The organism is Amycolatopsis sp. NPDC043889 (assembly GCF_056435645.1).
Genome location: NZ_JBWKEC010000024.1, coordinates 1 through 21,977, shown reverse-complemented (window position 1 = coordinate 21,977; position 21,977 = coordinate 1). Strand labels below are relative to the sequence as shown.

The following is a 21,977-nucleotide window of genomic DNA, read 5'->3' as shown; positions in this document are numbered from 1 at the left end:
GCAACCTCAAGGCTCGGCAGGAACATCCCGCACCGAGGACTCGGGCAGCTCCCCCGTGAGCGCGAAGTCCACCCGCCGCGCCACCGAAACGGCCTGGTCCGCGAACCGCTCGTAGAACCGCGCCAGCAACGCCACCGAGATCGCGGACTCGATGCCGTGCGGCCAGTCCGGCTCGGTGACCAGCGTCATCAGTTCCTCGTACAGCGCGTCCACACGCTGATCGGACCGGGCGAGCGAGTGGAACACCTCCGCGGTCGGTCCCTCGATCGCCGCGCCGAGGTCTTCCGCCATCGAGCAGACGAGCCCGGCCATCTCGCCGAACCGGCCGGCGAGCGCGTCGGGGACGGCGAATTCCGGCGCTCGCGCGGCCTGGTCCGCGATGTGCTGGGCGAGGTCGCCCATCCGCTCCAGCCGGTCGGCGCAGTACACCGCCGCGAGCACGGTCCGCAGGTCGCGCGCGACCGGCGCCTGCAGGGCGAGCAGCTTCTGGGCGGTCTCCTCGCATGTGGTCCGTGCCGCGTTCAGTTTCGCCTCGACGGCCGCGAGTTCGGCGGCGGCTTCGGCGTCCCGGTCGAGTAAGACCCGGTTCGCGAGCCGTAGTTCCTCGCAAGCCATCCCGCACATGCTCGACAGGAGCTCGCCGAGAACGCTCAGTTGACCATGGAATCGATCCCTCATGTCAGCACTTTCGCAGGTTCGAGGACGTACGTGGCGTACGCCGCGCGGATCACCGGCTGGGCGACGTTGCGCACGGGGACACCGCCCGGGCTGACGCCTTGTTCGCTGCCGTAGTGCGCGTGTCCGTGCACGGCGAGCGCCACCTGGGCGTCGTCGATCGGCTCGCACAGCAGGTACGACCCCAGGAACGGGTGGATTTCCGGCGGTTCGCCGTGCAGGGTGCCGGGGATCGGCGAGTAGTGCGTCAGCGCGACGGTCACGTCTGGCTCCTCGTGTTCGAGCCCTTCCAGCGCGGTGCGCAGCCGTTTAGCGGCCGCCATGGTGTGTTCGACGAAGTCCTTCATCTCGCGTTCGCCGAACCGGCTGGCGCATTTGCCCGCGAACCCGCCGCCGAAGCCTTTCACCCCGGCGACGCCGAGCTTTCCGCCGTCCAGGTCCACGGTGGTGGCCGAACCCTCCAGAACCGTGATCCCGCTTTCCTCCAGCAGCCCGCTGACCGCTTCCGCCTCGTCCGAGTGGTAGTCGTGGTTGCCGAGCACCGCCACCACGGGGACGTCGAGCCCGGCGAACTCGTCGGCCACCACCCTGGCCTCTTCGACGCTGCCGTGCCGGGTGAGGTCGCCCGCGAGCAGCAGCACCTCGGCGTGTTCGGCGATGTTGTCCAATGCCGGCCGCAGCAGGCCCCGGTTGTCCTCCCCGAGGTGGACGTCCCCGACCGCGGCGACCCGGATCACCGGATCTCCTCGGCGTGCGACGGCTCGCGGACGTCCGCCGTCCGGACGTCGTTGTGCACCAGCTCGGCCGCGATGTGTTCGCAGACCACCGCCTCGATGTCGGCCTTGCGGTTGGCACAGGGGACCTCGCCGCTGAGCCGGACCTGGTCACCGCGCACGGTGACGTGCACGCCGAGTTCGGCGGTCCTCGGATCCTCCGCCAGCGCCTTGGTCAGCCTGGCGACCAGGTACTGGGGCGCTTCCTCGGGCATCGGAAGCTCCTTTCCGTCGATGATGGACAGTGCCGCGAGCAGGGTCAGGAACGACCAGGCGTACGGCGATTCGGCGGTCTCCTCGGCCACGCGGTGCCAGTCGACCTGCTCGCGGAGGTCACGGGCGATCCGCAGCAGCGGCCCGAAATCGCACCGGTGCGGGCTGAGCACGAGTATCTTGTCGACGAGCAGATCGGTGCCGTTGAGCACGGGAGCGGCGGTCGCCCCGACCCGCATCAGCGAAGCGCGGTCGAGCATCTCGTCGGTGACCGGCCGATGGTTGGGCCGGAAGATGAGGTCCACGAGACAGTCGCCGTCGTAGACCTTGGTGAGCCAGTCCTCCGGCGGACGCACCCGTCTCAGCCCCGCGGCTTCCAGCGCGTCCGCCGCTTCCTCGATGTCCTCGTGCTTGAGGAAGAGGTCGACGTCGTGATCGGACGGCGGGCCGCCCCGCGCGTACACGGCGAGACCGCCCGCGATGGCGAACCGCACCGACGTGCCGTCCAAAGTGGACACCACCTTGGTCAGCGTGTGCAGCAGCTCCTTCTCGTTCACGGCCGCTCCCCCACCCCGGTGGCCAGTTCGTGCCCCCGGCCGACGTCCGGTTTCAGGGGTTCGGTCGGGAACCCTTCGCCTTCCCGCAATCCTTTGAGGAACGCTTCGATCGCGTCCTCCGACGAGTATCGCGGCGTCCAGCCCAGCTCTTCCCTGGCGCGCGTGCAGTCCATCACCGGGAGACGCAGCACGGCTTCGAAGAGCCCTGGCGTGGCCGGAATCAGGTGCAGCGACCAGGCCGCGGCGAGCGCGTGCCGGACGAAGGCAGCCGGAACCTTCACCGGCCTGGCGCCGAAGATCCGTGCCAGCGCGCGGGTGTCCAGTACCGGGTCGGCGGCGATGTTGAAGGCGCCCTTGACGTCCTGAAGCGCGCAACGCCGGTAAGCGTCGGCCACGTCTTCGGTGTGCGCGGTCTGGATCCTCAGTTGCGGGATGTCCGGAAGGATCGGGACGAGCGACGGCCTCAGCAGTTTGCCCGGAACGAGAGGCCCACCGAAAAGGCGGCGCTGTCCGGGCGCCGCGGCCTTCTGGAACAGGAATCCCGGGCGCACCCGTACTACCCGCAGCCGTGGATGACCGCGGTCGAAGGCCTCGAGAACCCTTTCCACATAAGCCTTTTCCCGGGTGTACGCCGCCTTGGGCGAGCCGTGCGTCGGCCAGTCCTCGGTCACCGGGTGGTCGTCGTCCCTCGGCGAGTACGCCCCGATCGACGACGCGTACACCAGCGACGGCACCCGCATCGCCTGCGCGGCTTCGAACACCCGGATCGAACCCAGCACGTTGGCCCGCCAGGTGACCTCGGGCCGGTGGGTGGGCTGGAAGAGCCAGGCCAGGTGGATCACCACGTCGGCGCCGTCGAACACGGCCCGGAGGTCGTCGCGGGCCACGTCGGCGGTGACGAACTCGGTCTTCGGGCTCTCCCAGCGGCTGGGGCGCCTCGCCAGCCCGACGATCGAGCCGACCTCGGGGTCCGCACCCAGCGCGCGCACCACCGCCGTCCCGACGTTACCGGTGGCGCCGGTGACCACGATCCGCTTGCCATTGCTGCTCATGGGTACGGTACCCACCGTCGCTCTGGCTTAATCGGCGCGGAGCCGCTGGACGAGACGGCGAGCAGGCAACGCCATCGCCCCCAGGCCGATCGACGTCGCGACCTCGTCCGTGGGCGTGACGAGCAGGTGGTCGATCTCGTCGAGCAGCCTGCGGCACCGATCGAGTTTGTCCGGGTCACCCGAACGGGCAACCTCGGCGAGTGCTTCGAGCAGGTCGGCGACGATCCCGCGCGCGTGCTCACCGGGATGCCGGAACGGCTGCTCACTCCGGGCGGCCTCGCTCACGGCGTCGATCAGCTGGGCGAGCGGCTGCCACAGGGAAATGAGGTTCGACAAGGGCTCCTCGCGGATCTCACGCTGTCCGCGGAGGTTCAGGTACCGGCCCTCCCGGGTCCAGCCGATCGCGTCTTCCGCCTCCGCGGCCAGGCTGCGGACGTCCCGCAGCCGGTCGTCGAGACCGTCGGCCGAATCGCCGCCGCGGACCAGTTCCGCGGTCTCGTCGAGGACGTCGGCGATCGCCCCGGCCAGCCTGGAGGTCGCCTCCCGCAGGCGTTCGCCGTGCAGCGGCGGCAGGATCACCGCGTTGAGCACCGCGCCGATCGCCGCACCCAGCGCGGTCTCCAGCAGCCGGTCGGCGAGCAGGACCGGTTCGGTCGCGCTGCCGTAGGAGACCAGGAGCATGCCGGTGATCCCGACCCACACCCCGGAATCACCGAACCCCCGCCACGAGCCGAGCAGCAACCCGGTGAAGACGACCAGTCCGAGCGCGACCGTGACGGACGGGATGACCTGGCCCGCGCCCGCCGCGAGCAACACCCCCACGCCGACCGCGCCGACCTGCTGCGCCCAGCCGCGCAGGGAGCGGTAAACGGTGGCCTGCACCAGGAACACCGCGGCGTACGGCGCGAGGAAGGGTTGCGGCAGCCGCAGCACCGAGGTCGCCACGATCCACGCGATCACCGCCGCGGCCGTGGCCTTCGTGGTCTGGATGAGACTCCGGCGTTCCTCCCCCGGAACCCGGAACGCCCGGCCGGCCCAGGCGAACGGCGCCGTCCATGGGTGCCGGGCGCCCATCACGGCCCCGGAGGCGCCAGGTGGACGACCTTCGTCTGCGTCATCTCGTCGAGCAGTTCGGGCCCGTAGCCGTAACCGCTGCCGCTGGCACCTCGCGGATGGGCGGCTCCGCCGGGCGCGCCACCGAAGACGTTGTTGATCTTCACGGTCCCGACCGGGAGTTCGCGCCATGCCCGCTGCGCGTGCGCCATCGAGGAGGTCAGCACCGTGGCGGCGAGCCCGTACTCGCCGTCGGCGGCCTGGCCGAGTGCCTGCTCGAAGTCCGCGACCACCGTCACCGGCGCGACCGGGCCGAACGTCTCCTCGCGGAGAATCCGCATCCCGGAGGTACATCCGGTGAGGACGGTCGCCGGGTAGAAGGCGCCGGGACCGTCCGGCACGACGCCGCCGACGAGCGGATCGGCGCCTTGCGCGATCGCTTCCGCGACCTGGGCGTGCACCCCCTCGCGGTGACGCCGGTCGACGAGCGGGGCCAGTACGCGCCGGCCCGCTTCGGCGACCAGCGCGGTGATGAAGGCGTCCGCGACGTCCTGGTGCACCAGGATCCGTTCGACCGAGACACAGATCTGCCCTGAGTTGGCGAACGCCCCGGTCGCCGCCTGACCGGCCGCCCAGACCGGGTCCACGCCGGCGTCGACGACGAGCGGATCGTTGCCACCGTTCTCCAGTAACGCCTTGGCGCCGGTCTTCGCCGCGCTCGCCGCGATCGAACGACCCGCGACGCTACTGCCGACATGCGCGATGACGTCGACATCCGCATGGGCCGCGAGTTCGGCGCCGACGGTCCCGTCACCCTGCACGGTCTGGAGCACTCCCTCGGGAAACGCCTCGGACAGCACGTTCCCCAGCCAGGCGCCGGTGTGCGGGCAGCGTTCACTCGGCTTGTGCACCACCGTGTTCCCCGTGACCACCGCGGCACCCAGCAGCCCGCAGGCCACGGCGACGGGGTCGTTCCACGGCGTCAGTGCCACGACCACGCCCCGCGGTTCGGGCACCATCAGGTCGGTGGCCGACCGATCACCCAGCAGGGACCGCCCGCGGTGCACCGGACCCAGTTCGGCGTACTGCTCCAAGGTCCCGGCTCCGGCGAGAACACCTTCCTCGGCTTCGTCGCGGGGCTTCCCGGTCTCGCTCTCGATGAGGACGGCGAGTTCACCCGCCCGCGCCTGGAGCGACCTGGCCGCGTCCTTCAGCGCGATCCCGCGTTCGGCCGCCGGTGTGGCGGCCCAGCCCGGGGCTCGCCGTTTCGCCGTGGCGATCGCCGTTTCGACGCCATCGGGGGTCGCCGCCTTGACGCTGCCGACGAGCCTGTCGTCGGCGGGGTCGCGGATCTCCAGCACGGTCGGCCGGTCCACCGTCGTCATTCGCACCTCCACGAAGTTTCCTGCGCCGGTTACCCGGTGTCGTTTTGCCGAAACAGTGCCGGGGTAGCCGCGAGGGAAACCACCACCGCAAAGGGGCGACACCAGTGGCACAGCATCGAGAAGACGCGAAGGACGAACAGCTGGGCGGAAGCCGTGTGGATCCCGGGCAGTCCGCGCTGACCACCCAGCAGGGTGTCCGCGTCGATCACACGAACGACTCCCTGACCGCCGGAGCCCGGGGCCCGACACTGCTGGAGGACTTCCACGCACGCGAGAAGATCACGCATTTCGACCACGAGCGCATCCCCGAACGGGTCGTGCACGCGCGCGGCGCGGGTGCCTACGGCTTCTTCGAGGCCTACGACGACGCGCTGGCCGACTACACGGTCACGGAATTCCTCACCAGCGGCGAGAAGATCCCCGTGTTCGTGCGGTTCTCCACCGTCGCGGGGTCGCGGGGCTCGGCCGACACCGTGCGTGACGTCCGCGGCTTCGCGACCAAGTTCTACACCCGTCAGGGCAATTACGACCTCGTGGGCAACAACATGCCGGTGTTCTTCATCCAGGACGGCATCAAGTTCCCCGACTTCGTGCACGCGGTCAAACCCGAGCCGCGCAACGAGATCCCACAGGCGCAGTCGGCGCACGACACCTTCTGGGACTTCGTTTCGCTGCAACCGGAAAGCCTGCACATGGTGCTCTGGCTGATGTCCGACCGCGCGCTGCCGCGCAGCTATCGGATGATGCAGGGCTTCGGCGTCCACACGTTCCGGCTCGTCAACGCCGCCGGCGAGGGCACCTTCGTGAAGTTCCACTGGAAACCCGTGCTCGGCACGCATTCCCTGGTTTGGGACGAATGCCAGAAGATCGCGGGCAAGGACCCCGACTTCAACCGGCGCGACCTGTGGGACGCCATCGAGGCCGGGCAGTACCCGGAATGGGAGCTGGGCGTCCAGCTGGTGGACGAGGACTCCGAACACGAGTTCGACTTCGATCTGCTGGACGCGACGAAGATCATCCCCGAGGAGCAGGTGCCGGTGCGGCCGGTCGGGCGGATGGTCCTGGACCGCAACCCCGACGACTTCTTCGCCGAGACCGAGCAGATCGCCTTCCACACCGCGAACGTGGTACCCGGCATCGACTTCACCAACGATCCGCTGCTGCAGGCACGGAACTTCTCGTATCTCGACACTCAGCTGATCCGGCTCGGCGGCCCCAACTTCTCCCAGCTCCCGGTGAACCGGCCGATCGCCCCGGTGCACACGAACCAGCGCGACGGTTACGGGCAGCAGAGTATCCACAAAGGACGGACGAGCTACTTCCCGAACTCGCTCGGCGGTGGCTGCCCGGCGATCGCCGATTCCGGCGTCTTCCGGCACTACACCGAAGCCGTGGCCGGCCACAAGATCCGGGAACGCAGCGAGAGCTTCAAGGACTTCTACAGTCAGGCGACGCTGTTCTGGAACAGCATGTCCCCGGTCGAACGCGAGCATATCGTCGCCGCGTTCCGGTTCGAACTCGGCAAGGTCGAGGACCGGGAGGTCCGGGCGCGGACCGTCGCCGAGCTCAACAACGTCGACCACGGCCTGGCGGCCCGGGTGGCCGAGGGGATCGGCGTGACCGTGCCCGCCGCTCCGGCCATGCCACACCATGACCGCTCCTCCCCCACGCTTTCCCAGCTCAACCAGCCCCCCGTCGCTCCGACCAGCCGGAAGGTCGCGGTGCTCGCCGCCGACGGCGTCGACACGATCGGCGTCGGCCGCCTGGTCGAGGCGCTGGCCGAGCAGGGCGCGATCGCCGAAGTCCTCGCGCCGGCCGAGGCCGAACTCCGGCCAGGTGGTGAAGGAGACCCGCTGTGGCCGGACAGGCAGCTCAACACCATGGCTTCGGTGCTCTACGACGCGGTGGCCGTCCCGTGTGGCCCGGGCGCGATCGACATCCTCGAACGCGATGGGTACGCGGTGCATTTCGTCGCCGAGGCGTACAAGCACGGCAAACCGGTGGCCGCCTTCGGTTCGGGTGTGGACCTGCTGCGCCGCGCCGGGGTGACCTCGAAGCTGGCCGACGACACCGAAACCCTGATCGACCAGGGCGTGGTGACCACCACGGCGGCCGAGGCGACCCTGCCCGACGGCTTCTTCGCCTCCTTCCTCACGCAGCTGGGCGAACATCGCTCGTGGCGGCGGAAGACCGACGCGATCCCGGCGTGACCGGAGTTTGCGGCCGTGGCACCCGGGTACCGGAAGAGGGTGAGCGACCTCGACTACACGATCGTGATCCCGACGACCGGGCGGGAGAATCTCCATACGCTCCTGGCCGGGATCGAAGCCGCCGGGGAACCCCGGCCCGCGCGGATCATCGTCGCCGACGACCGGCCCGGCGGCGATGAGCTGCGGCTTCCCCCGTCCAGTACGGAAATCGATGTGGTCCGCTCCGGCGGACGCGGTCCCGCCGCGGCCCGTAACGCGGGCTGGCGGCGCGCGGAGACCGAGTGGATCGCCTTTCTCGACGACGACGTGGTGATCGGCTTGGACTGGCCGCGGAAACTCGCCGAAGACCTCCTGCCCCTCGGGCCGGAGACGGCGGCGTCGCAGGCGCGGCTCGTCGTACCGCTGCCGCCGGACCGTCGTCCGACCGACGACGAACGCGGAACCGCCGGGCTGGAGACGGCCAGGTGGATCACCGCCGACATGGCCTACCGCCGGTCCGTGCTCGCCGACGTCGGCGGATTCGACGAACGGTTTACCCGTGCTTACCGGGAGGACTCGGATCTGGCCTTGCAGGTCGCCAAGGTGGGTCACCGCATCGCACGGGGTGAACGCGTCACCGTCCATCCGCCCAAACGATCGGGTCCGCTGGCCAGCCTCCGCGCCCAGCGGGGCAACGCCGACGACGCGCTCATGCGGCACAAGCACGGTGTCCTCTGGCGACAGCAGACCGGAGCCGGACACGGACGGCTCGAACGGCACGCGCTGGCCATCGTGAGCGCGGCGGGCGCCGTGGCGCTGTTCGCGCTGGGACGCCGTAAGGCCGCCACCGCGGCGGCCGGAGTGTGGGCGGGGCTGACCGCCGAGTTCGCCGCGCGCCGGATCGCGCCGGGGCCGCTCACCCCAGGCGAGGTGTCGCGGATGCTCCTGACCAGCGTCCTCATCCCGCCCGCGGCCTGCTATCACCGGCTCCGCGGGGAACTGCGGCACCGGCTCTCACGGCGGCCGCAGGCCCTGCTGTTCGACCGGGACGACACCCTCATCGTCGACGTGCCCTACCTCGACGATCCCGGCGGCGTCCGTCCCGTGCCCGGCGCCAGGGAACTCCTGCACGGCATACGGGCAGCGGGGATCAGGATCGGTGTGGTCAGCAACCAGTCCGGGGTGGCGAAAGGACTGATCACCCCGGATCGGCTGGCCGCCGTGAACGCCCGCGTCGAACAGGTCCTCGGCCCGTTCGGCACCTGGCAGGTCTGCGTGCACGACGACGGCGACGGCTGCGCCTGCCGCAAACCCGCGCCGGGCCTGGTGCGCCAGGCCGCGGAGGCGCTCGGCGTGGACGTCCGCCGCTGTGTGGTCATCGGCGACACCGGTGCCGACGTGGACGCCGCCCTCGCGGCCGGAGCCCGCGGGATCCTCATCCCGACCGCGCGGACCCGGCCGGAGGAGATCGCCCGCGCCCGTCGCCGGGCGACCGTCGCGCGGGACCTCGCCGAAGCCGTGCATCTGGCCGTCGCGGGTACTCGATGAACGTCCTGGTCGCGAGGATGGACAACCTCGGCGACGTCCTGCTGGCCGGTCCCTGCGTCCGCGCGGTCGCGGCCGGGGCGGAACGGGTGGTCCTGCTGACCGGGCTCCGGGGCCGTGCCGCGGGCGAACTGCTGCCCGGAGTGGACGAGGTCATCAGCTGGTGCGCCCCGTGGATCGACCCCGAGCCCCCGCCCGTCACCCAAGAGGACACCGACGCGCTCGTCCGGCGCTTGCGCGCGTTCTCCTTCGACGCGGCCTTGATCTTGACGTCGTTCCATCAGTCCCCGCTCCCGCTGGCGCTACTGCTGAGGATGGCGGGCGTGCCGTGGATCGGCGCGGTCTGCGAGGACTACCCCGGATCGCTGCTGGATCTGCGGCATCGCGTTCCCGGTGATCCGCCGGAGCCGGTCCGGATGCTTTCCCTGGCCGAGGAAGCGGGATTCTCGTTGTCACCCGGCGACGACGGCGGTCTCGCGATCCGTGAACCGCTGCCGCCCGTGGACGGGCTCGTCGGCGATGAGGGCTACGTGGTCTTCCATCCGGCCGCGTCGGTTCCGGCCAGGCAACCGTCGGCCGAGCGCTCGGCCGCCATCGTGCGGGCGCTGTCGGACGCCGGGCACCTCGTGGTCGTGACCGGGTCCCCGTCGGAAAGCACGCTGACCAAGGAAGTGGCCGGAGACGCGCTCGATCTGGGCGGCCGCACGGGACTGTCCGAACTGGCGGCCGTGCTCGCCGAGGCGGACGTCGTGGTGGCGCCGAACACCGGCCCCGCCCATCTCGCGGCCGCCGTCGGGACGCCAGTCGTCTCGCTGTTCGCGCCGGTCGTGCCGGCTTCGCGCTGGGCGCCGTACGGAGTGCCGTCCGAAGTGCTCGGCGACCAGCACGCGGCGTGCAGGGACAGCCGGGCCCGGGTCTGCCCCGTGCCCGGCCACCCGTGCCTGGACCGCCTCGCGCCCGAAGCCGTCGTCGACGCCGTGGCGCGCCTCAGCCGGGTGTCGTCTCGCCACCCAGCGCGGCGATGACCTCGCCGCTGTAGTACGACGAAAGCCGGTTGGACGCCAGGAAGACGTACGACGGCGCGAGGTCGTCGGGATGCGCCGCCCGCTCGAACGGGACCTGGAGGCCGAACTTCTCCACCTTCTCGGGCGGGAAGGTCGACGGGATCAGCGGTGTCCACACCGGACCGGGCGCGACACAGTTGATCCGGACGCCGCGATCGGCCAGTGCCTGCGCCATCGCGTACGTCCAGGCGTGCACGGCACCCTTGGTCGCGGAGTAGTCGATGAGTGATTTGTTGCCCCGCAAGCCGTTCACCGAGCCGGTGTTGATGATGACCGAGCCCTCACCCAGATGGGGCAACGCGGCGTTGGTCACCCGGAAGAAGCTGTGGATGTTCACGTCGAAGGTATGCGTCCACTGCTCGTCGGTGAGCTCCTCCGGAGAGTCGACCGGCCACTGCGTGGCGACGTTGTTGACCAGGATGTCCAGGCCGCCGAGCTCCTTCACGGTCCGGTCCACGATCTCGCGGCACTGCGCCGCCTCGGCGAGGTCACCCGGTAGGAGGAGACATTCGCGCCCTTCAGCGCGTACGCGTTCCTCGGTGTACTTCGCGTCTTCGTGCTCGTTGAGGTAGGCGATCGCCACGTCGGCGCCCTCCTTCGCGAAGGCGATGGCGACCGCGCGGCCGATCCCGGAGTCACCGCCCGTGATCAACGCGCGCTTGCCTGCCAGCAGCTCGCGCCCCTCGTAGTCCTCCATGGAATCACGAGGCGGCGGGTCCATTTTCGACGTCACGCCCGGTGGTTCCTGCTGCTGCGGCGGCCGTAACCTGTCTGCCATCGGGTTCCCTCCCGTCGGATGCTTTCGCCGACGGTTACCCGGATGGCCGCTTTCTCGAACATGCCCGCTCTCGTGCCTGACGGCGGTGTCGCGAAAGCTTTCTTCGCATCACCACGGCCGCGCGTCCTTCCTTGCGCCTGGCGCAGTGAAGGAGGCCTTCATGTACTAGGCCGGGCAAAGACCTGGTCCAGAGCCGGTCGGGGCTTGTGAGGCAGGTGTGAAAGGGCACCAGGCATGCCGGTCCGGAACCCTCAGTGCACCCGCCGGTCCTCCGCCGTCCCCCGGTACCGGATCGTCCACAGGCTGCGCCGGATGTACGTCCGCTGCAACCACCGGTCCCGCCCGTTGTGCCGCGCGAAGAACTGCGACCGCGCGTGCAGGCCCTTCCGGTTGTTGATCAGCAGCGCGGTCCCCGGCTCCAGCTTGACCTGATGCGCGACCTCACGGCAGACTCGCTGCAGCTCCTCCAGCGCCTGCTCCGCCTCGACGGTCTCCCCCACCACGCCGTTGGCCGAGATCGCCACTTCCGGGGATTCCGCCGGCCCGGAGATGACAGCCACGGGATCGGAGAGCACGTCGGCCCCCTTGGCCACGTCACGCACGTAGCTGCCGGGCGCGTTGAGCCGGAAGAGCGGGCGGCGCAGGATGTCGAGCACCTCCGGGGCCAGGGCGGCCGAGATGTCCCTGCCGTCGGCGTAGTAGGTGACGGCTTCCTTGTTCCCGTCCTGGCGGACGCAGTTCAGCACCAGGAAGTCCGGATTGGACACGTCGTAGCGGCCGACCTCGTCGTGCACGATGTCGTTGTGGAAGTTCAGGAACACGTGCGAGCTCTGGTTGGTCTGGCTCCGCGCCCCCGCCGACACCGGGACGACGTCGTGCACGAGCCGCCCGCTCTTCTCGGTGGTGAACCCGACCGGCTCGCCGAGTAGCTGGCTCAGTCCCAAAAGGACGGTCTCGGCGACGAACGTCTTCTTGTCCTTGCTGGGTTCCCCGTCGATCGGCGTCTCGGGGAGCTCCGGGTCCACCGGCAGATTGCGCACGAGCGCGACGCCGGGGGTGTCGACGTGTCTGCCGAAGTCCAGGATCGTCTGCAACTGGTCGATCGGCAGCTTCGAGAACGCGACACGGAGCATCGCCAGCGAGCGGTCGATATCGTCGACAGGGTTCGGGAAGGACCGCAGCTCGCTCCCGATGGTGTCCCGGACCTCGTCGGTGAGCGCGACCTCGGCGAAGGTGCTGACTAGGGTTTCCTGCTTGCTGGTCATGGTGTCCTATCTACTTTCCGCCGCCGCTGGACCGGCGGTCTTGTCCGAGTCCTTTCCGGACTTCTTCCCGAACTTGGCGATGTAGGTGAGCGCCGGGGCGGTCGCGATCGTCGACACGAGCGTCATGATCACGAGCATCGCGAACACCGCCGGGCTGATCACCTTCAGCTGGAGGCCGACGTTGAGCACCACCAGTTCCGTCAGTCCCCGGCAGTTCATGAGCGCCCCGAGTGACAGCGATTCGCGCCAGCCGACGCCGGTCAGCCGAGCCGCCGTGGTGCTGCCCGCCCATTTCCCGAACACCGCCACCGCCGTGATCACCACGGTCCACAGCCACAGCGATCCGGAGCCGAGCAGGCTGAACTCGGTGTGCAGCCCGGTGTAGGCGAAGAACAGCGGCAGCAGCAACGTCAGGGTCACGCTGCCGAGCTTCCCGGCCGCGCGGGTGACGACCGGCTCGTTCCTCGGCGCGATCACCCCGAAGAGGAAGGCGCCGAAGATCGCGTGGATGCCGATCTCGTTGGTGGCCAGCGCCGACAGCATGATCCCGCCGAGCAGGATGGCCAGCACCGCGGACTCCGGCACGCGGGCGAGCGCCTTCGCCAGCAACGGCCGGACGACGGAGAGCATGACCACGACGAACACCAGGGTCAGCCCGACGGTCAGGAAGACCTCGGACGGAGTTCCGCCCTGGCTGACGGCGACCACGACGGCCAGCAGGCACCACGCGGCGACGTCGTCGACGGCGGCGCAGGTGAGCGCCAGCGCCCCCAGCGGCGTCTTGGACAAGCCACGATCGGTCAGGATCCGCGCCAGTACCGGGAACGCGGTCACGCTCATCGAGACCGCGATGAACAGTCCGAAAGCGAGGAAGCCGACGTCACCGCCGAAGGTCGGGTACATGCCGAGCGCGAGCACGATGCCGCAGACCATCGGCAGCGCGATGCTGACCTGGCTGACCGTCACGGCGGTGAACCCGCGCCTCCGCACCGCGCCGAGATCGATCTCCGAACCGACCAGGTACATGAAGAAGATCAGGCCCAGCTGCGAAAGGATGTTGATCGCCGAGACCACCCCGCCGGGGAACAGCCAGCCGAACGCGCCGGGCCAGACGAGCCCGAACAGCGATGGCCCCAGCAGGATGCCGGCGACGATCTCGCCGATCACCGCGGGCTGGCCGAGCCGCCGGGCCAGGACGCCCGCCAGGTAGCAGGCGCCCAGGATCACCGGCAGCGCGACCAGGAGGCGTGCGTAGGTGTCGGGCCCGCCGCCCGCGGCCTTGGCGCCCGTGCTCGCGACAGGCGCGTAGGCCGACCCCAGGCCGAGCACCACGACGACGACCACCGCCGGAACCGCGATCAACGCCGTCCCGACGACGATCCGGCGCAGCGTGGTGCGCCCGCCCCGGTCCCGCACAGCCGAATCCATCGATTCTCTCTCCCTAACCGGCACGCAGTTCCAGCGTGCAGCACTTGACACTGCCGCCCGCCTTCAGCAATTCGGACAGGTCGGCACCGATCGGCTCGAAGCCGCGTTCCCGCAGTTGGGCGGTCAGCGCGGTGGCCGCCTGCGGCAGCACGACGTGCTTGCCGTCGGAGACGGCGTTGAGGCCGAAGACGGCGGCGTCGTCTTCGGACGCCAGGATCGCGTCGGGATACAGCTCTTTCAGCAGCAGACGACTCTCCTCGGAGAACGCGCCCGGGTAGTACATGACCATGTCGTCGTCGAGGACGGCGAGCGCCGTGTCGAGGTGGTAGTACCGCGGGTCGATCAGCGTCAGCCGGGTCACCGGGCGGCCGAAGAACTCGCGCGATTCGTTGTGCGCCTCCGGGTTCGTGCGGAACCCGGTCCCGGCGAGGATCGTATTCCCGGCGACGAGGTAGTCGCCCTCCCCCTCGTTGACCCACTGCGCCTGCCGTACGTAGCGGTATCCGTTGTCCCGGAACCATTCCAGGTACGCGGCGGACTCGCCGGCGCGTTGCACGTGGTGGAAACGCGCGACGAGCACCTGCCCGTCGACCACGGTGGCGCCGTTGGCCGCGAACACCATGTCGGGCAGACCGGGCAGCGGATCGAGCAGCTCGACACGATGCCCCAGGTCGACGTACAGGTCACGCAGCCATTCCCACTGCGCGATGGCCAGCTCGGTGTCCGTCGGTTTCTTCGGGTCCATCCAGGGATTGATCGAGTACTCGACGTCGAAATACGTCGGTCTGACCATCAGGTAGTGCCGTTGGGTGGCAGTCCGTGACACGCTTCCTCCACGCGGTTTTGGGCGTCTTCCGCCACCGGGCCCTGGGTAAGGGCCCGGTTTCGCCTAACAGAATCCGTTGCTACTTCTGGGTTTCGGAGAGTTTGACCTCGATCTTCCCGGCGAGGTCGTTGGCATTGCGCATGGCTTCGTCGAAGGACGAGCCGAGCGCGCCGATGCCGCCGAAGATGTTGTTGCCGAGCGGCGGGCGCTTGATCAGGTCACCCGGCTTGGCGAAGATCTTCAGGTAGTACAGGGAATCCGATTCGTTCACCGCGGGCGGGACGTCGATCGAGGCGATCACGCCGCCGGGGCAGATCAGGCACATCGCGGCGGTGTGCAGCCCGGTCGGGCTGAAGTGCCCGACGTCCGGCCGTACGCCGCGAGAGACGTCCATGAGTCCCTTGATCGGGTCGTATCCCGCCGAAAGCCGCGCCATGTGGTCGAGTCCCCCGCCGCCGGGCCGGACGGCGATCTCCAGCAGGAACGGTTTGCCTTGGTGGAATCGGACCTCGGCGTGCAGCGCGCCGCGGGTGAGCCCCTGCGCCCGCACTCCGGCGGCCACCACCGCGTGCACTTCGGCCACCTGCTCTGCGGTGAGCGACGTGGGCGCGTGGTGCACGTCGTCGTCGAACGTCTCGCCCTCCGAAGTGACCCGGTCCACAATGGACCCGAGGTAGACCTCGTCTTCCCATGCCACCGCTTCGATGAGGTGTTCATGACCGTCCAGAAAGGACTCGACGAGCAGGCCGTGCGGGCCGAGGTCCAGCCCTTCGGCCTCCATGTTGTACCAGGACATCCCGTCGATGCCTTCGCGCGCCTGCGCGTAGCGCTCCCGCATCTTCTCTTCGTCGTCGACCCGGAAGACGAAGTTGCTGGCCGCGCCGAGTGTCGGCTTGAGGATCACCGGATAGCCGAAGTCCTCGGCCGCTCGAAGAGCCGAATCGAGGTCTTCGACGAACCGGTAGTCCGGATGCGCGGCACCGCCCTTTTCGTGCGCCTGCCGCATGATCAGCTTGTTCCGGCTCGTCCGCGCCGCGTCGACGCCGATACCGGGCAGGCCGAGCGCTTCCGCGACCGCGGCGACCAGGACCACGCCGGATTCGGAGAAGGTGAGCACGCCGTCGAAGGACTCTTCCGCGTGCCAGGCCTTGGCGTGCCGGATCAGGTCGTCGATGTGGTTGCTGCCGGCGATCCGGTAGCGCTCGGACGGCCAGAGATCCTCGGTCCCGATCCCGTTGAGCACGTACAGCACGCCACCGAAGTCCTCGATCTGCTGATACCGGGGCAGGTAGTAGTAGGAGTTCTGGCTGGCTTCCAGCGCGAGCAGTTTCACGACACACCTCGCAGAGCAGGACGGATCGGGTGGACACCGCCCGCTCGCGCGAGCGGCCGGTCGAGCGGTTCGAGTCCGGTCTTGACCGGGTCGGCGCCGGTCAGGCGCGCGGCCAGGGACCGGGCGATCAGCGGGGCGAACTTGAACGACGAGCCGCCGCACGCCGCGTAGGTCAGGACCCGGTCGCCGAGGACGGCGAGCATCGGGCCGAGGGTGGAGCGCCGGGCGAGGTAGTGGCAGTCCCGGGTGTCGACCAGCCAGTCCCGGCGGAAGCCAGGGATCAGCGTGGCGAACGTGTCGATCAGGTGTTCACGCCACCACGAGGGCACCGTGGCGCCGCCGATCTCGTCGACGACGCGGCACGCGCTCGCGGCGCTGAGCTTCAACGGCGTCCCGGCCACGGGCGGCACCAGCCACGCGCCCCCGTCGGAGCCGAGCGACGTGATCGCCGGGGTCGCGGCCCACGCGGCGGCGTCGGCGGGCGGGACGTCGCAGTAGAGCATCGTCTGCCGGTGCAGCACGAGTTCCCTGGACAGCGCGGGGGCCAGCAGCTCCCGGGACCACGGGCCCGCCGCCACCAGGACGGCGTCACCGCGGAGGGTCCCCCCGTCGGCCAGCCGGACCTCGGCCCGGTCTGCGTCGATCCCGGCCACCTTGCGATGCGGATGGAGTTCCGCGTTCGCGTGCCACCGCAGCCGCGTGGCGCACGCGGTCAGTACGCGATCGGCGAGCAGAACCCCCGCGTGCGACTCGAAGATCGCGCCCGTCCCGGGGACGAACCCGGCGTGCGGGAATTCCGCGGCGAGTTCGTCGGCGCCGAGCACTTCGGCCTTCGATCCGGCCGCGGTGAGCAATTCCCGCGCCGCCGTCGCCGCGTCCGCCGAAAGCGCGGTGAGCGCGCCGACCTGTTCGTAGAAAGACGTGGACAGCAGGTGTTCGAGCTCGATCCACGCGTGATGCGCGCCGACGGCGGCCGCCGTGGTGGCCGGGTCACCGGTATGCAACGCGCGCAGCACGCGGTGCCGGTCGAACGAGGTCGCGCCGGAGAACGGGATGTCCGCCTGGTCGGCGATCACCACTTCGTGCCCGGCCGACACACACTCCAGCGCGGTCAGCAGCGCGATGACACCACCGCCCGCGAACACGACTCGCATGGTCTTCCCCCTCCGGGCGAGACTTCGTTCGGGCACCACGAGGTACCCGGATGCCACTGCTGGGTGGTGGCATCCGGGCCTTGCCCCCGTCGGGCAAGGATTTCAGGAGGCGCGCGGGGTCACGAACGTGTCGTTGATGACGTAGCCGTCGAGGCCGTACGTCTCCCCGTACTCGATGAGATCGCTGGTGCGGTTGAGGAAACCGCGCCCGTTGTTGTTCAGCGAGGTGTTGCACAGCACGCTGAACCCGGTCTGCTCACGGAACGCCTCGAGCAGGTCGGTGATACCGGCGTTGCGCTCGCGCGTCACCGTCTGGGTGCGCGCGGTGCCGTCGACATGCGTGATGGCCTTCAACTCGTCGGAGGTGACGTGGTTGAAGTACAGCATGTACGGGTCCTGCACCGAGCCGACGAACCACTGGGGAGCGTCGGATTCCAGCGCGATCGGGGCGATCGGGCGGTAGTCCTCGCGACGCTTGATCTTGTTGAGCCGCACGGTGGTGTCCACGGTGAACGGCGCGGCGAGGATCGACCGGTTGCCCAGCGCCCGCGGGCCCATCTCGTACCGGCCGCGCGCCCAGCCGATGATGTTGCCGTCCTTGAGATACTTCGCGACCTCACTCGCCACGAGCGGCCGTGTCTCGTACTTGGCGGGATCCGGGACGACGTCCTCGACGAAGTTCTCCCCCGCGTAGACGTCCCATTCGATGGTCGCCTGCCCGGTGTAGAACCATTGCGCGTCGATGGCCGTGCCCAGTGCGGAACCGCTGTCGTTGGGGCACGGCGGTACGAACACCGACGAGAACAGGCCGCTCTCCCGCCACAAGCGGTTCCAGTCGCAGTTCAGGCCGCAGCCACCGGAGATCAGCAGTGGCAGGCCTTCGGTCAGGTTCTTTTCGGCGTAGTCGTAGAACCGGTTGAAGATCGCCTGCGAGTGCTTCGCCGCCGCGTTGCGGTATTCCTGCGACCAGACACCGGCGTTGTACAGATGGGACCAGGACATCTCCTCTTTGGACAGACCGAGGATGATGCCGTCGCGGTCGAGGATGAAGTCGATCGTCTTCTGCTCGTCCGGCGTGAGCGGGCCCGGCTCGGCGAACCCGGTCAGCGCCATCTGCTTGCCGGCGTCGTTGAACCGGAACTTCCCCTTGCCCAGTGGGAAACCCGGGTCGGCCAGCGCGAAGAGATACGCGTACTTCGCGCCGGGGTCGGTCAGGACATGCTGCAGGTGCGTGGCCTCGCCGCGCTCGTCGATCCGGTAGAAGTCACCGATGTTCCCTTCCCACACCAGGGAGTAGTACGCCTGGCCGGGCGCCGCGGGGGCCATCCCGAGGGAGGTGTAGATATGCGAGCGTTCGTGGGTCGAGGAGAAGTACCGCACGTCCTTGCCGAAGAACTTGCCCGCCTCATCGGAGATCGCGCCTTCGCCGACACCGAAGTATCCGGTGCGGGACGGCGGTTCCACCGAGAACTCCCCCTTGACCCAGCCGCCGAGCGCGACCACGTCGGGCTGCTTGTCGAGCATGCCCGCCGCGCGCGCCATCAGCTCGCCGGTGATCCGGTCGTAGCGCGGGTAGTTGTCCTTTTCCGACTCCAGCGCGAACAGCAGCTTGCCGTCCTCGATCGCCACGATCCCGCCATCGTGACCCTCTTTCATCGACAGAATCAGCATTGTGTCACCGAATTTCGCTCGCCTTCATTCGTCGACTCATTCAAGCCGCGCGGCCCGTTGACCGGAAGCGCCGCGCGGGGAGAACAATCAACCTTCGGACGAGCCTCCCGGCAGCGTGCGCACCGCCTCGTGGCGCAGCGATTCGAAAGCGTTCTTGCGCGTCCTGCGGCCCGCCATCGGGACGGCGGCGGCGAACGGGCCAGGTTCGCGTTGCCGCTCGGCGGCGAACGCGCTGACCAACCGGGACACCGCGTAGCGCCCGGCCACGTTGGCACGCTGGAGAAGTCCGGCGTCCACCACGGATTCGAGGAGTTCGTCGGCGGTCTCGATCATGATGCCCATCGCGGCGGCGATGCCGATCGACGTCGTCCAGCCCGCGCCGCTCTGCCCGAAGTGCCGGATGGCCTCCCGTTCGGTGGGCGACAGATGGTCGTACGCCGCGGAGAACCGGTCCCGCACGTTGACGTCACCGACACAGAGACTGTCCATGAGCCGTTCGCGATCGGCGAGCTGGCCCGCGGTGTACGCGATCGCCCATTCCGGGCGCGCGGCGATCTTGCGGCCGACGATGTTGACCGCCAGCGGAAGATCCCCGCACAGTTCGGCGATCGTGTCGGTGGCGTCGTGCTCCGCCCGTACCCGGCCCGGTCCGGCGATCCGGCCGATCAAGGCCAGCGATTCCTTGCGGGAGAACGTATCGAGCTCGATACGGTTCGTGTCCTCCAAGCCGAGCAGCCGGGCGCGGCTGGTGACCACGACCTGGCTGTGCGGGGTCTGCCCGAGCAGCGGCCGCACCTGGCCCTCGTCCCGGACACCCGTCAGGAGCACGAACAACCTGCGTTCCGCCAGCAGGGACCGGTACAGCCCGATCCGCTGCATCGGATCGTCGGGCACCAGATGGGCAGGCACGCCGAGCGCGCGCAGGAACCCGCGCACGATCCCGTTGGCCGAGCGGCCGCCGGAGCCGCTGTCGCCCAGCTCGGCGTAGAGCTGCCCGTCCGGGAAGTCCGCCGCGACCTCTTCCGCCAGCCGCAGGGCGAAAGCCGTCTTCCCCACCCCGATCGGGCCGCTGACGAGCAACGGCACCTTGACCGGCCCGCTCGCGCCGATCATCTCGGCGGCGTCGGCCAGATCCCTTTCCCTGCCGACGAAAGTCCTCGATGCCATGGGCAGCTGAGCCGGACGGGCGAGGCGGATGACGCCGGATGCCGTCGCGTGCGCGCCGTCCGGCGGAGTGTCCGCCGGCGCGGGCGCACGATCCTCCCGTACCTCGGCGCCGGCGCCCGGCTGCCCGGCGACGCTCCGCCAACGTCGTTCCCACACCGCACGGTCCCCACCGCACGCGGAGACGAACGCCAACGTCACGGCGAGCGTCGGCAAGCGGTGGCCGCTCGCCGCGCTGGACAGCACGGAAGGTGCGAACAGTGCGGTCCTGGCGAGTTCCCGGTAACTCGGGTTTCCCGCCCGGTTCCTCAAAACGCGCAGATCGTGAGCGAATGCGGCGATCGGACCAGTGGAGCCGTCCAACGGTCGCTCGGGTCTGCCCATGCCCTCTCCTCCCCTGGATGGGTTAACGCAATCGCGCTGCGTGACCGCCATCCTTGTGACCTTCCTGACCACAACCCTAAAGGACCAATGAAGGATGCAGCAGATACAAATAGGTGACTCAATGTACAAAGTCCAATAGTTGGACGCGGAAATTCACCCCCTTGGTGGCACCGGATAGGGTTCGCCCATGTCTGCTCCCCTGCCCCCGCTCGCCGAACTGCGGCGGGCCGCCGAAGTGTTCAACGGCTTCACGAATGTGGACGCCTCTTGGCTTCGGCTGCTGAAGGAAACGCGGTCCGCGATCGACCTGTCACAGCCCGCGCATCGCACAATTCTTCTTCGCTGGCTGAACTCGTGGGGATGCCGTATCCGGTACCCACGGGACGGCGAACCCGCCCCCTTCGACGACGGTGTCCGCACCTGGTGGGAGATCTGGGGGACCACTCTCCCGTCGGCCGACCTGGCCGGCTTGACGGACGCGGAGATCGACACCGCCGCGAAGGCCTACGCGGACCTGTCAGGTGTCGTCGTCTCAGCGGGACGGACCAGGCGTACGCTGGGCCCGACCGCCGCGGCCAAGGCGCTGTATGCGTTGCGGCCCAACACGATCATGCCGTGGGACGCTGCCATCGCAGCCACCCTCCACGGTGCCCGTGACGGCGCCGCGTTCGGCGCGCACCTGCGGCTCGGCCGCGCGTGGGCCGCCGCGGTGATCGCCGAGGCGGGGGACGACGGGGCGGAAATCCCCGCACTGGCGGGCAGGCCCGTGTCACTGGCGAAGATCCTCGACGAATACCTTTACGTCGCCTTCACCATGGGCGCCAAGGGTGACTGGGGAACAGACAGTGGAGAATGGTGGAAAAATGGTAACCGGGGATGACGTCAGACGGATCGTTTCGGACCTGCCTCGCGCCTATGAAGCGCTGGTCCGCGACCGAGCGAAGTTCCGCGTGGGGCGAATCGTGTTCCTTTCGCTCTCGCCGGACGAAACCGTGATGGGATTCGGCTATCCCAAAGAGGAGCGGGAAGCACTGGTGGCCGGCGAACCGGAGAAGTTCATGATGCCGATTCCGTCCGATATGCGCTATCAGTGGGTCCGCGTCCGGCTGTCCGCGATCGATTACGAAGAGTTACGAGAACTGATCGTCGACTCGTGGCGAATGTGCGTGCCGAAGAAGGTCTGGACGGAATACCTGGAAAAGAACCCGAGCTGAACACTCCTTTCGGCGTGCGCCGTTCAGCCCTCTCGCTTACCCTTTTCGGTCGCGTGAATTCACCTTCGGGCGACAAAAGAGGGTAGAAATCCGGTGCCGCCCGACGCGAAGTCCGTGAAGGCCTCCTTCCCTACCCTGAAGGTAGGCAAGGAGGCCTTCACCACCTACCGGGGTTCTTGCGCGACATGATCGCCGGGTTCGCGCAGGGGCAGGGGGGGTCGTGAGTGGCGTTTCGGGTTCTAACCCGAAACGCC

The 21,977-nt window shown here is 69.1% G+C and carries 19 protein-coding genes; 5 read left to right on the top strand and 14 right to left on the bottom strand.

The window, feature by feature from the left end; all coding sequences use genetic code 11:
• Positions 1-6: 6 nt before the first annotated feature.
• From phoU to AC0685_RS32010, 6 genes are read right to left on the bottom strand one after another with little or no spacing between them, the layout of a single operon-like run.
• A complete protein-coding gene (gene phoU / locus AC0685_RS32035) occupies positions 7-678 on the bottom strand; it encodes a phosphate signaling complex protein PhoU (protein ID WP_478228909.1) in 672 nt (223 codons plus the stop codon).
• Positions 675-1,412, bottom strand: a complete 738-nt coding sequence (locus AC0685_RS32030; protein WP_478228908.1) for a metallophosphoesterase family protein — start codon at positions 1,410-1,412, stop codon at positions 675-677. Before AC0685_RS32030 ends, phoU begins: the two co-directional genes overlap by 4 nt.
• Positions 1,409-2,218 (bottom strand): nucleotidyltransferase family protein, encoded by an 810-nt coding sequence (locus AC0685_RS32025; RefSeq protein WP_340682861.1) that lies wholly within the window; start codon positions 2,216-2,218, stop codon positions 1,409-1,411. The genes AC0685_RS32030 and AC0685_RS32025 overlap by 4 nt, the downstream gene beginning before the upstream one ends.
• Positions 2,215-3,270, bottom strand: a complete 1,056-nt coding sequence (locus AC0685_RS32020) for an NAD-dependent epimerase/dehydratase family protein (RefSeq protein ID WP_478228907.1) — start codon at positions 3,268-3,270, stop codon at positions 2,215-2,217. The genes AC0685_RS32025 and AC0685_RS32020 overlap by 4 nt, the downstream gene beginning before the upstream one ends.
• Positions 3,271-3,297: 27 nt before the next feature.
• Complete coding sequence (locus AC0685_RS32015; RefSeq protein ID WP_478228906.1) at positions 3,298-4,344, bottom strand: FUSC family protein; 1,047 nt, start codon at positions 4,342-4,344, stop codon at positions 3,298-3,300.
• Positions 4,344-5,708: an aldehyde dehydrogenase family protein gene (locus AC0685_RS32010; RefSeq protein WP_478228905.1), complete on the bottom strand. Its 1,365-nt coding sequence runs from the start codon at positions 5,706-5,708 to the stop codon at positions 4,344-4,346. Before AC0685_RS32010 ends, AC0685_RS32015 begins: the two co-directional genes overlap by 1 nt.
• A gap of 104 nt (positions 5,709-5,812) precedes the next feature.
• On the opposite strand from AC0685_RS32010, the gene AC0685_RS32005 reads away from it, so the two are divergent.
• The 3 genes from AC0685_RS32005 to AC0685_RS31995 are packed head-to-tail and all read left to right on the top strand — an operon-like array spanning position 5,813 to position 10,467.
• Positions 5,813-7,918: a catalase gene (locus AC0685_RS32005; RefSeq protein WP_478228904.1), complete on the top strand. Its 2,106-nt coding sequence runs from the start codon at positions 5,813-5,815 to the stop codon at positions 7,916-7,918.
• Positions 7,919-7,957: 39 nt separating this feature from the next.
• Positions 7,958-9,445: an HAD-IIIA family hydrolase gene (locus AC0685_RS32000; RefSeq protein ID WP_478228903.1), complete on the top strand. Its 1,488-nt coding sequence runs from the start codon at positions 7,958-7,960 to the stop codon at positions 9,443-9,445.
• Positions 9,442-10,467: a glycosyltransferase family 9 protein gene (locus tag AC0685_RS31995; RefSeq protein ID WP_478228902.1), complete on the top strand. Its 1,026-nt coding sequence runs from the start codon at positions 9,442-9,444 to the stop codon at positions 10,465-10,467. The genes AC0685_RS32000 and AC0685_RS31995 overlap by 4 nt, the downstream gene beginning before the upstream one ends.
• On the opposite strand, the gene AC0685_RS31990 is transcribed toward AC0685_RS31995, so the two are convergent.
• The 8 genes from AC0685_RS31990 to AC0685_RS31955 all read right to left on the bottom strand — a co-directional run bounded on the left by AC0685_RS31990 (position 10,430) and on the right by AC0685_RS31955 (position 20,509).
• Positions 10,430-11,284: an SDR family oxidoreductase gene (locus AC0685_RS31990; protein ID WP_478228901.1), complete on the bottom strand. Its 855-nt coding sequence runs from the start codon at positions 11,282-11,284 to the stop codon at positions 10,430-10,432. The two genes, AC0685_RS31995 and AC0685_RS31990, sit on opposite strands and share 38 nt — an antisense overlap.
• A 251-nt stretch (positions 11,285-11,535) precedes the next feature.
• Positions 11,536-12,549 (bottom strand): TauD/TfdA family dioxygenase, encoded by a 1,014-nt coding sequence (locus AC0685_RS31985; RefSeq protein ID WP_478228900.1) that lies wholly within the window; start codon positions 12,547-12,549, stop codon positions 11,536-11,538.
• A gap of 6 nt (positions 12,550-12,555) precedes the next feature.
• A complete protein-coding gene (locus tag AC0685_RS31980; RefSeq protein ID WP_478228899.1) occupies positions 12,556-13,977 on the bottom strand; it encodes a cation:proton antiporter in 1,422 nt (473 codons plus the stop codon).
• Between the two features lie 13 nt (positions 13,978-13,990).
• Positions 13,991-14,803: a dimethylargininase gene (gene ddaH / locus AC0685_RS31975; protein ID WP_478228898.1), complete on the bottom strand. Its 813-nt coding sequence runs from the start codon at positions 14,801-14,803 to the stop codon at positions 13,991-13,993.
• A 79-nt stretch (positions 14,804-14,882) separates the two neighbouring features.
• A complete protein-coding gene (locus AC0685_RS31970) occupies positions 14,883-16,136 on the bottom strand; it encodes an ATP-grasp domain-containing protein (RefSeq protein ID WP_478228897.1) in 1,254 nt (417 codons plus the stop codon).
• Positions 16,133-17,290, bottom strand: coding sequence for an NAD(P)/FAD-dependent oxidoreductase (locus AC0685_RS31965; protein ID WP_478228896.1), 1,158 nt, complete (start codon positions 17,288-17,290; stop codon positions 16,133-16,135). Before AC0685_RS31965 ends, AC0685_RS31970 begins: the two co-directional genes overlap by 4 nt.
• 102 nt (positions 17,291-17,392) lie before the next feature.
• On the bottom strand, positions 17,393-18,961 hold the full coding sequence (locus AC0685_RS31960) for a carbamoyltransferase C-terminal domain-containing protein (RefSeq protein WP_219152840.1): 1,569 nt from the start codon (positions 18,959-18,961) through the stop codon (positions 17,393-17,395).
• 87 nt (positions 18,962-19,048) lie between these two features.
• Positions 19,049-20,509, bottom strand: coding sequence for an NB-ARC domain-containing protein (locus tag AC0685_RS31955; protein ID WP_478228895.1), 1,461 nt, complete (start codon positions 20,507-20,509; stop codon positions 19,049-19,051).
• A gap of 187 nt (positions 20,510-20,696) precedes the next feature.
• Between AC0685_RS31955 and AC0685_RS31950 the strand changes: the two genes are divergently transcribed.
• Together AC0685_RS31950 and AC0685_RS31945 are read left to right on the top strand one after the other, a co-directional pair.
• Positions 20,697-21,389 (top strand): hypothetical protein, encoded by a 693-nt coding sequence (locus tag AC0685_RS31950; protein WP_478228894.1) that lies wholly within the window; start codon positions 20,697-20,699, stop codon positions 21,387-21,389.
• Positions 21,373-21,723, top strand: a complete 351-nt coding sequence (locus AC0685_RS31945; protein ID WP_034319694.1) for an MmcQ/YjbR family DNA-binding protein — start codon at positions 21,373-21,375, stop codon at positions 21,721-21,723. The genes AC0685_RS31950 and AC0685_RS31945 overlap by 17 nt, the downstream gene beginning before the upstream one ends.
• Positions 21,724-21,977 lie beyond the last annotated feature (254 nt).

Coding starts and splice junctions, on each gene's coding strand:
- AC0685_RS31990 (WP_478228901.1), bottom strand. CDS start 11,284: ATGGCAGACAGGTTACGGCCGCCGCAGCAGCAGGAACCACCGGGCGTG.
- AC0685_RS32010 (WP_478228905.1), bottom strand. CDS start 5,708: ATGACGACGGTGGACCGGCCGACCGTGCTGGAGATCCGCGACCCCGCC.
- phoU (WP_478228909.1), bottom strand. CDS start 678: ATGAGGGATCGATTCCATGGTCAACTGAGCGTTCTCGGCGAGCTCCTG.
- AC0685_RS31985 (WP_478228900.1), bottom strand. CDS start 12,549: ATGACCAGCAAGCAGGAAACCCTAGTCAGCACCTTCGCCGAGGTCGCG.
- AC0685_RS31960 (WP_219152840.1), bottom strand. CDS start 18,961: ATGCTGATTCTGTCGATGAAAGAGGGTCACGATGGCGGGATCGTGGCG.
- AC0685_RS31955 (WP_478228895.1), bottom strand. CDS start 20,509: ATGGGCAGACCCGAGCGACCGTTGGACGGCTCCACTGGTCCGATCGCC.
- AC0685_RS31995 (WP_478228902.1), top strand. CDS start 9,442: ATGAACGTCCTGGTCGCGAGGATGGACAACCTCGGCGACGTCCTGCTG.
- AC0685_RS31980 (WP_478228899.1), bottom strand. CDS start 13,977: ATGGATTCGGCTGTGCGGGACCGGGGCGGGCGCACCACGCTGCGCCGG.
- AC0685_RS31950 (WP_478228894.1), top strand. CDS start 20,697: ATGTCTGCTCCCCTGCCCCCGCTCGCCGAACTGCGGCGGGCCGCCGAA.
- AC0685_RS32015 (WP_478228906.1), bottom strand. CDS start 4,344: ATGGGCGCCCGGCACCCATGGACGGCGCCGTTCGCCTGGGCCGGCCGG.
- AC0685_RS32020 (WP_478228907.1), bottom strand. CDS start 3,270: ATGAGCAGCAATGGCAAGCGGATCGTGGTCACCGGCGCCACCGGTAAC.
- AC0685_RS31945 (WP_034319694.1), top strand. CDS start 21,373: ATGGTAACCGGGGATGACGTCAGACGGATCGTTTCGGACCTGCCTCGC.
- AC0685_RS31965 (WP_478228896.1), bottom strand. CDS start 17,290: ATGCGAGTCGTGTTCGCGGGCGGTGGTGTCATCGCGCTGCTGACCGCG.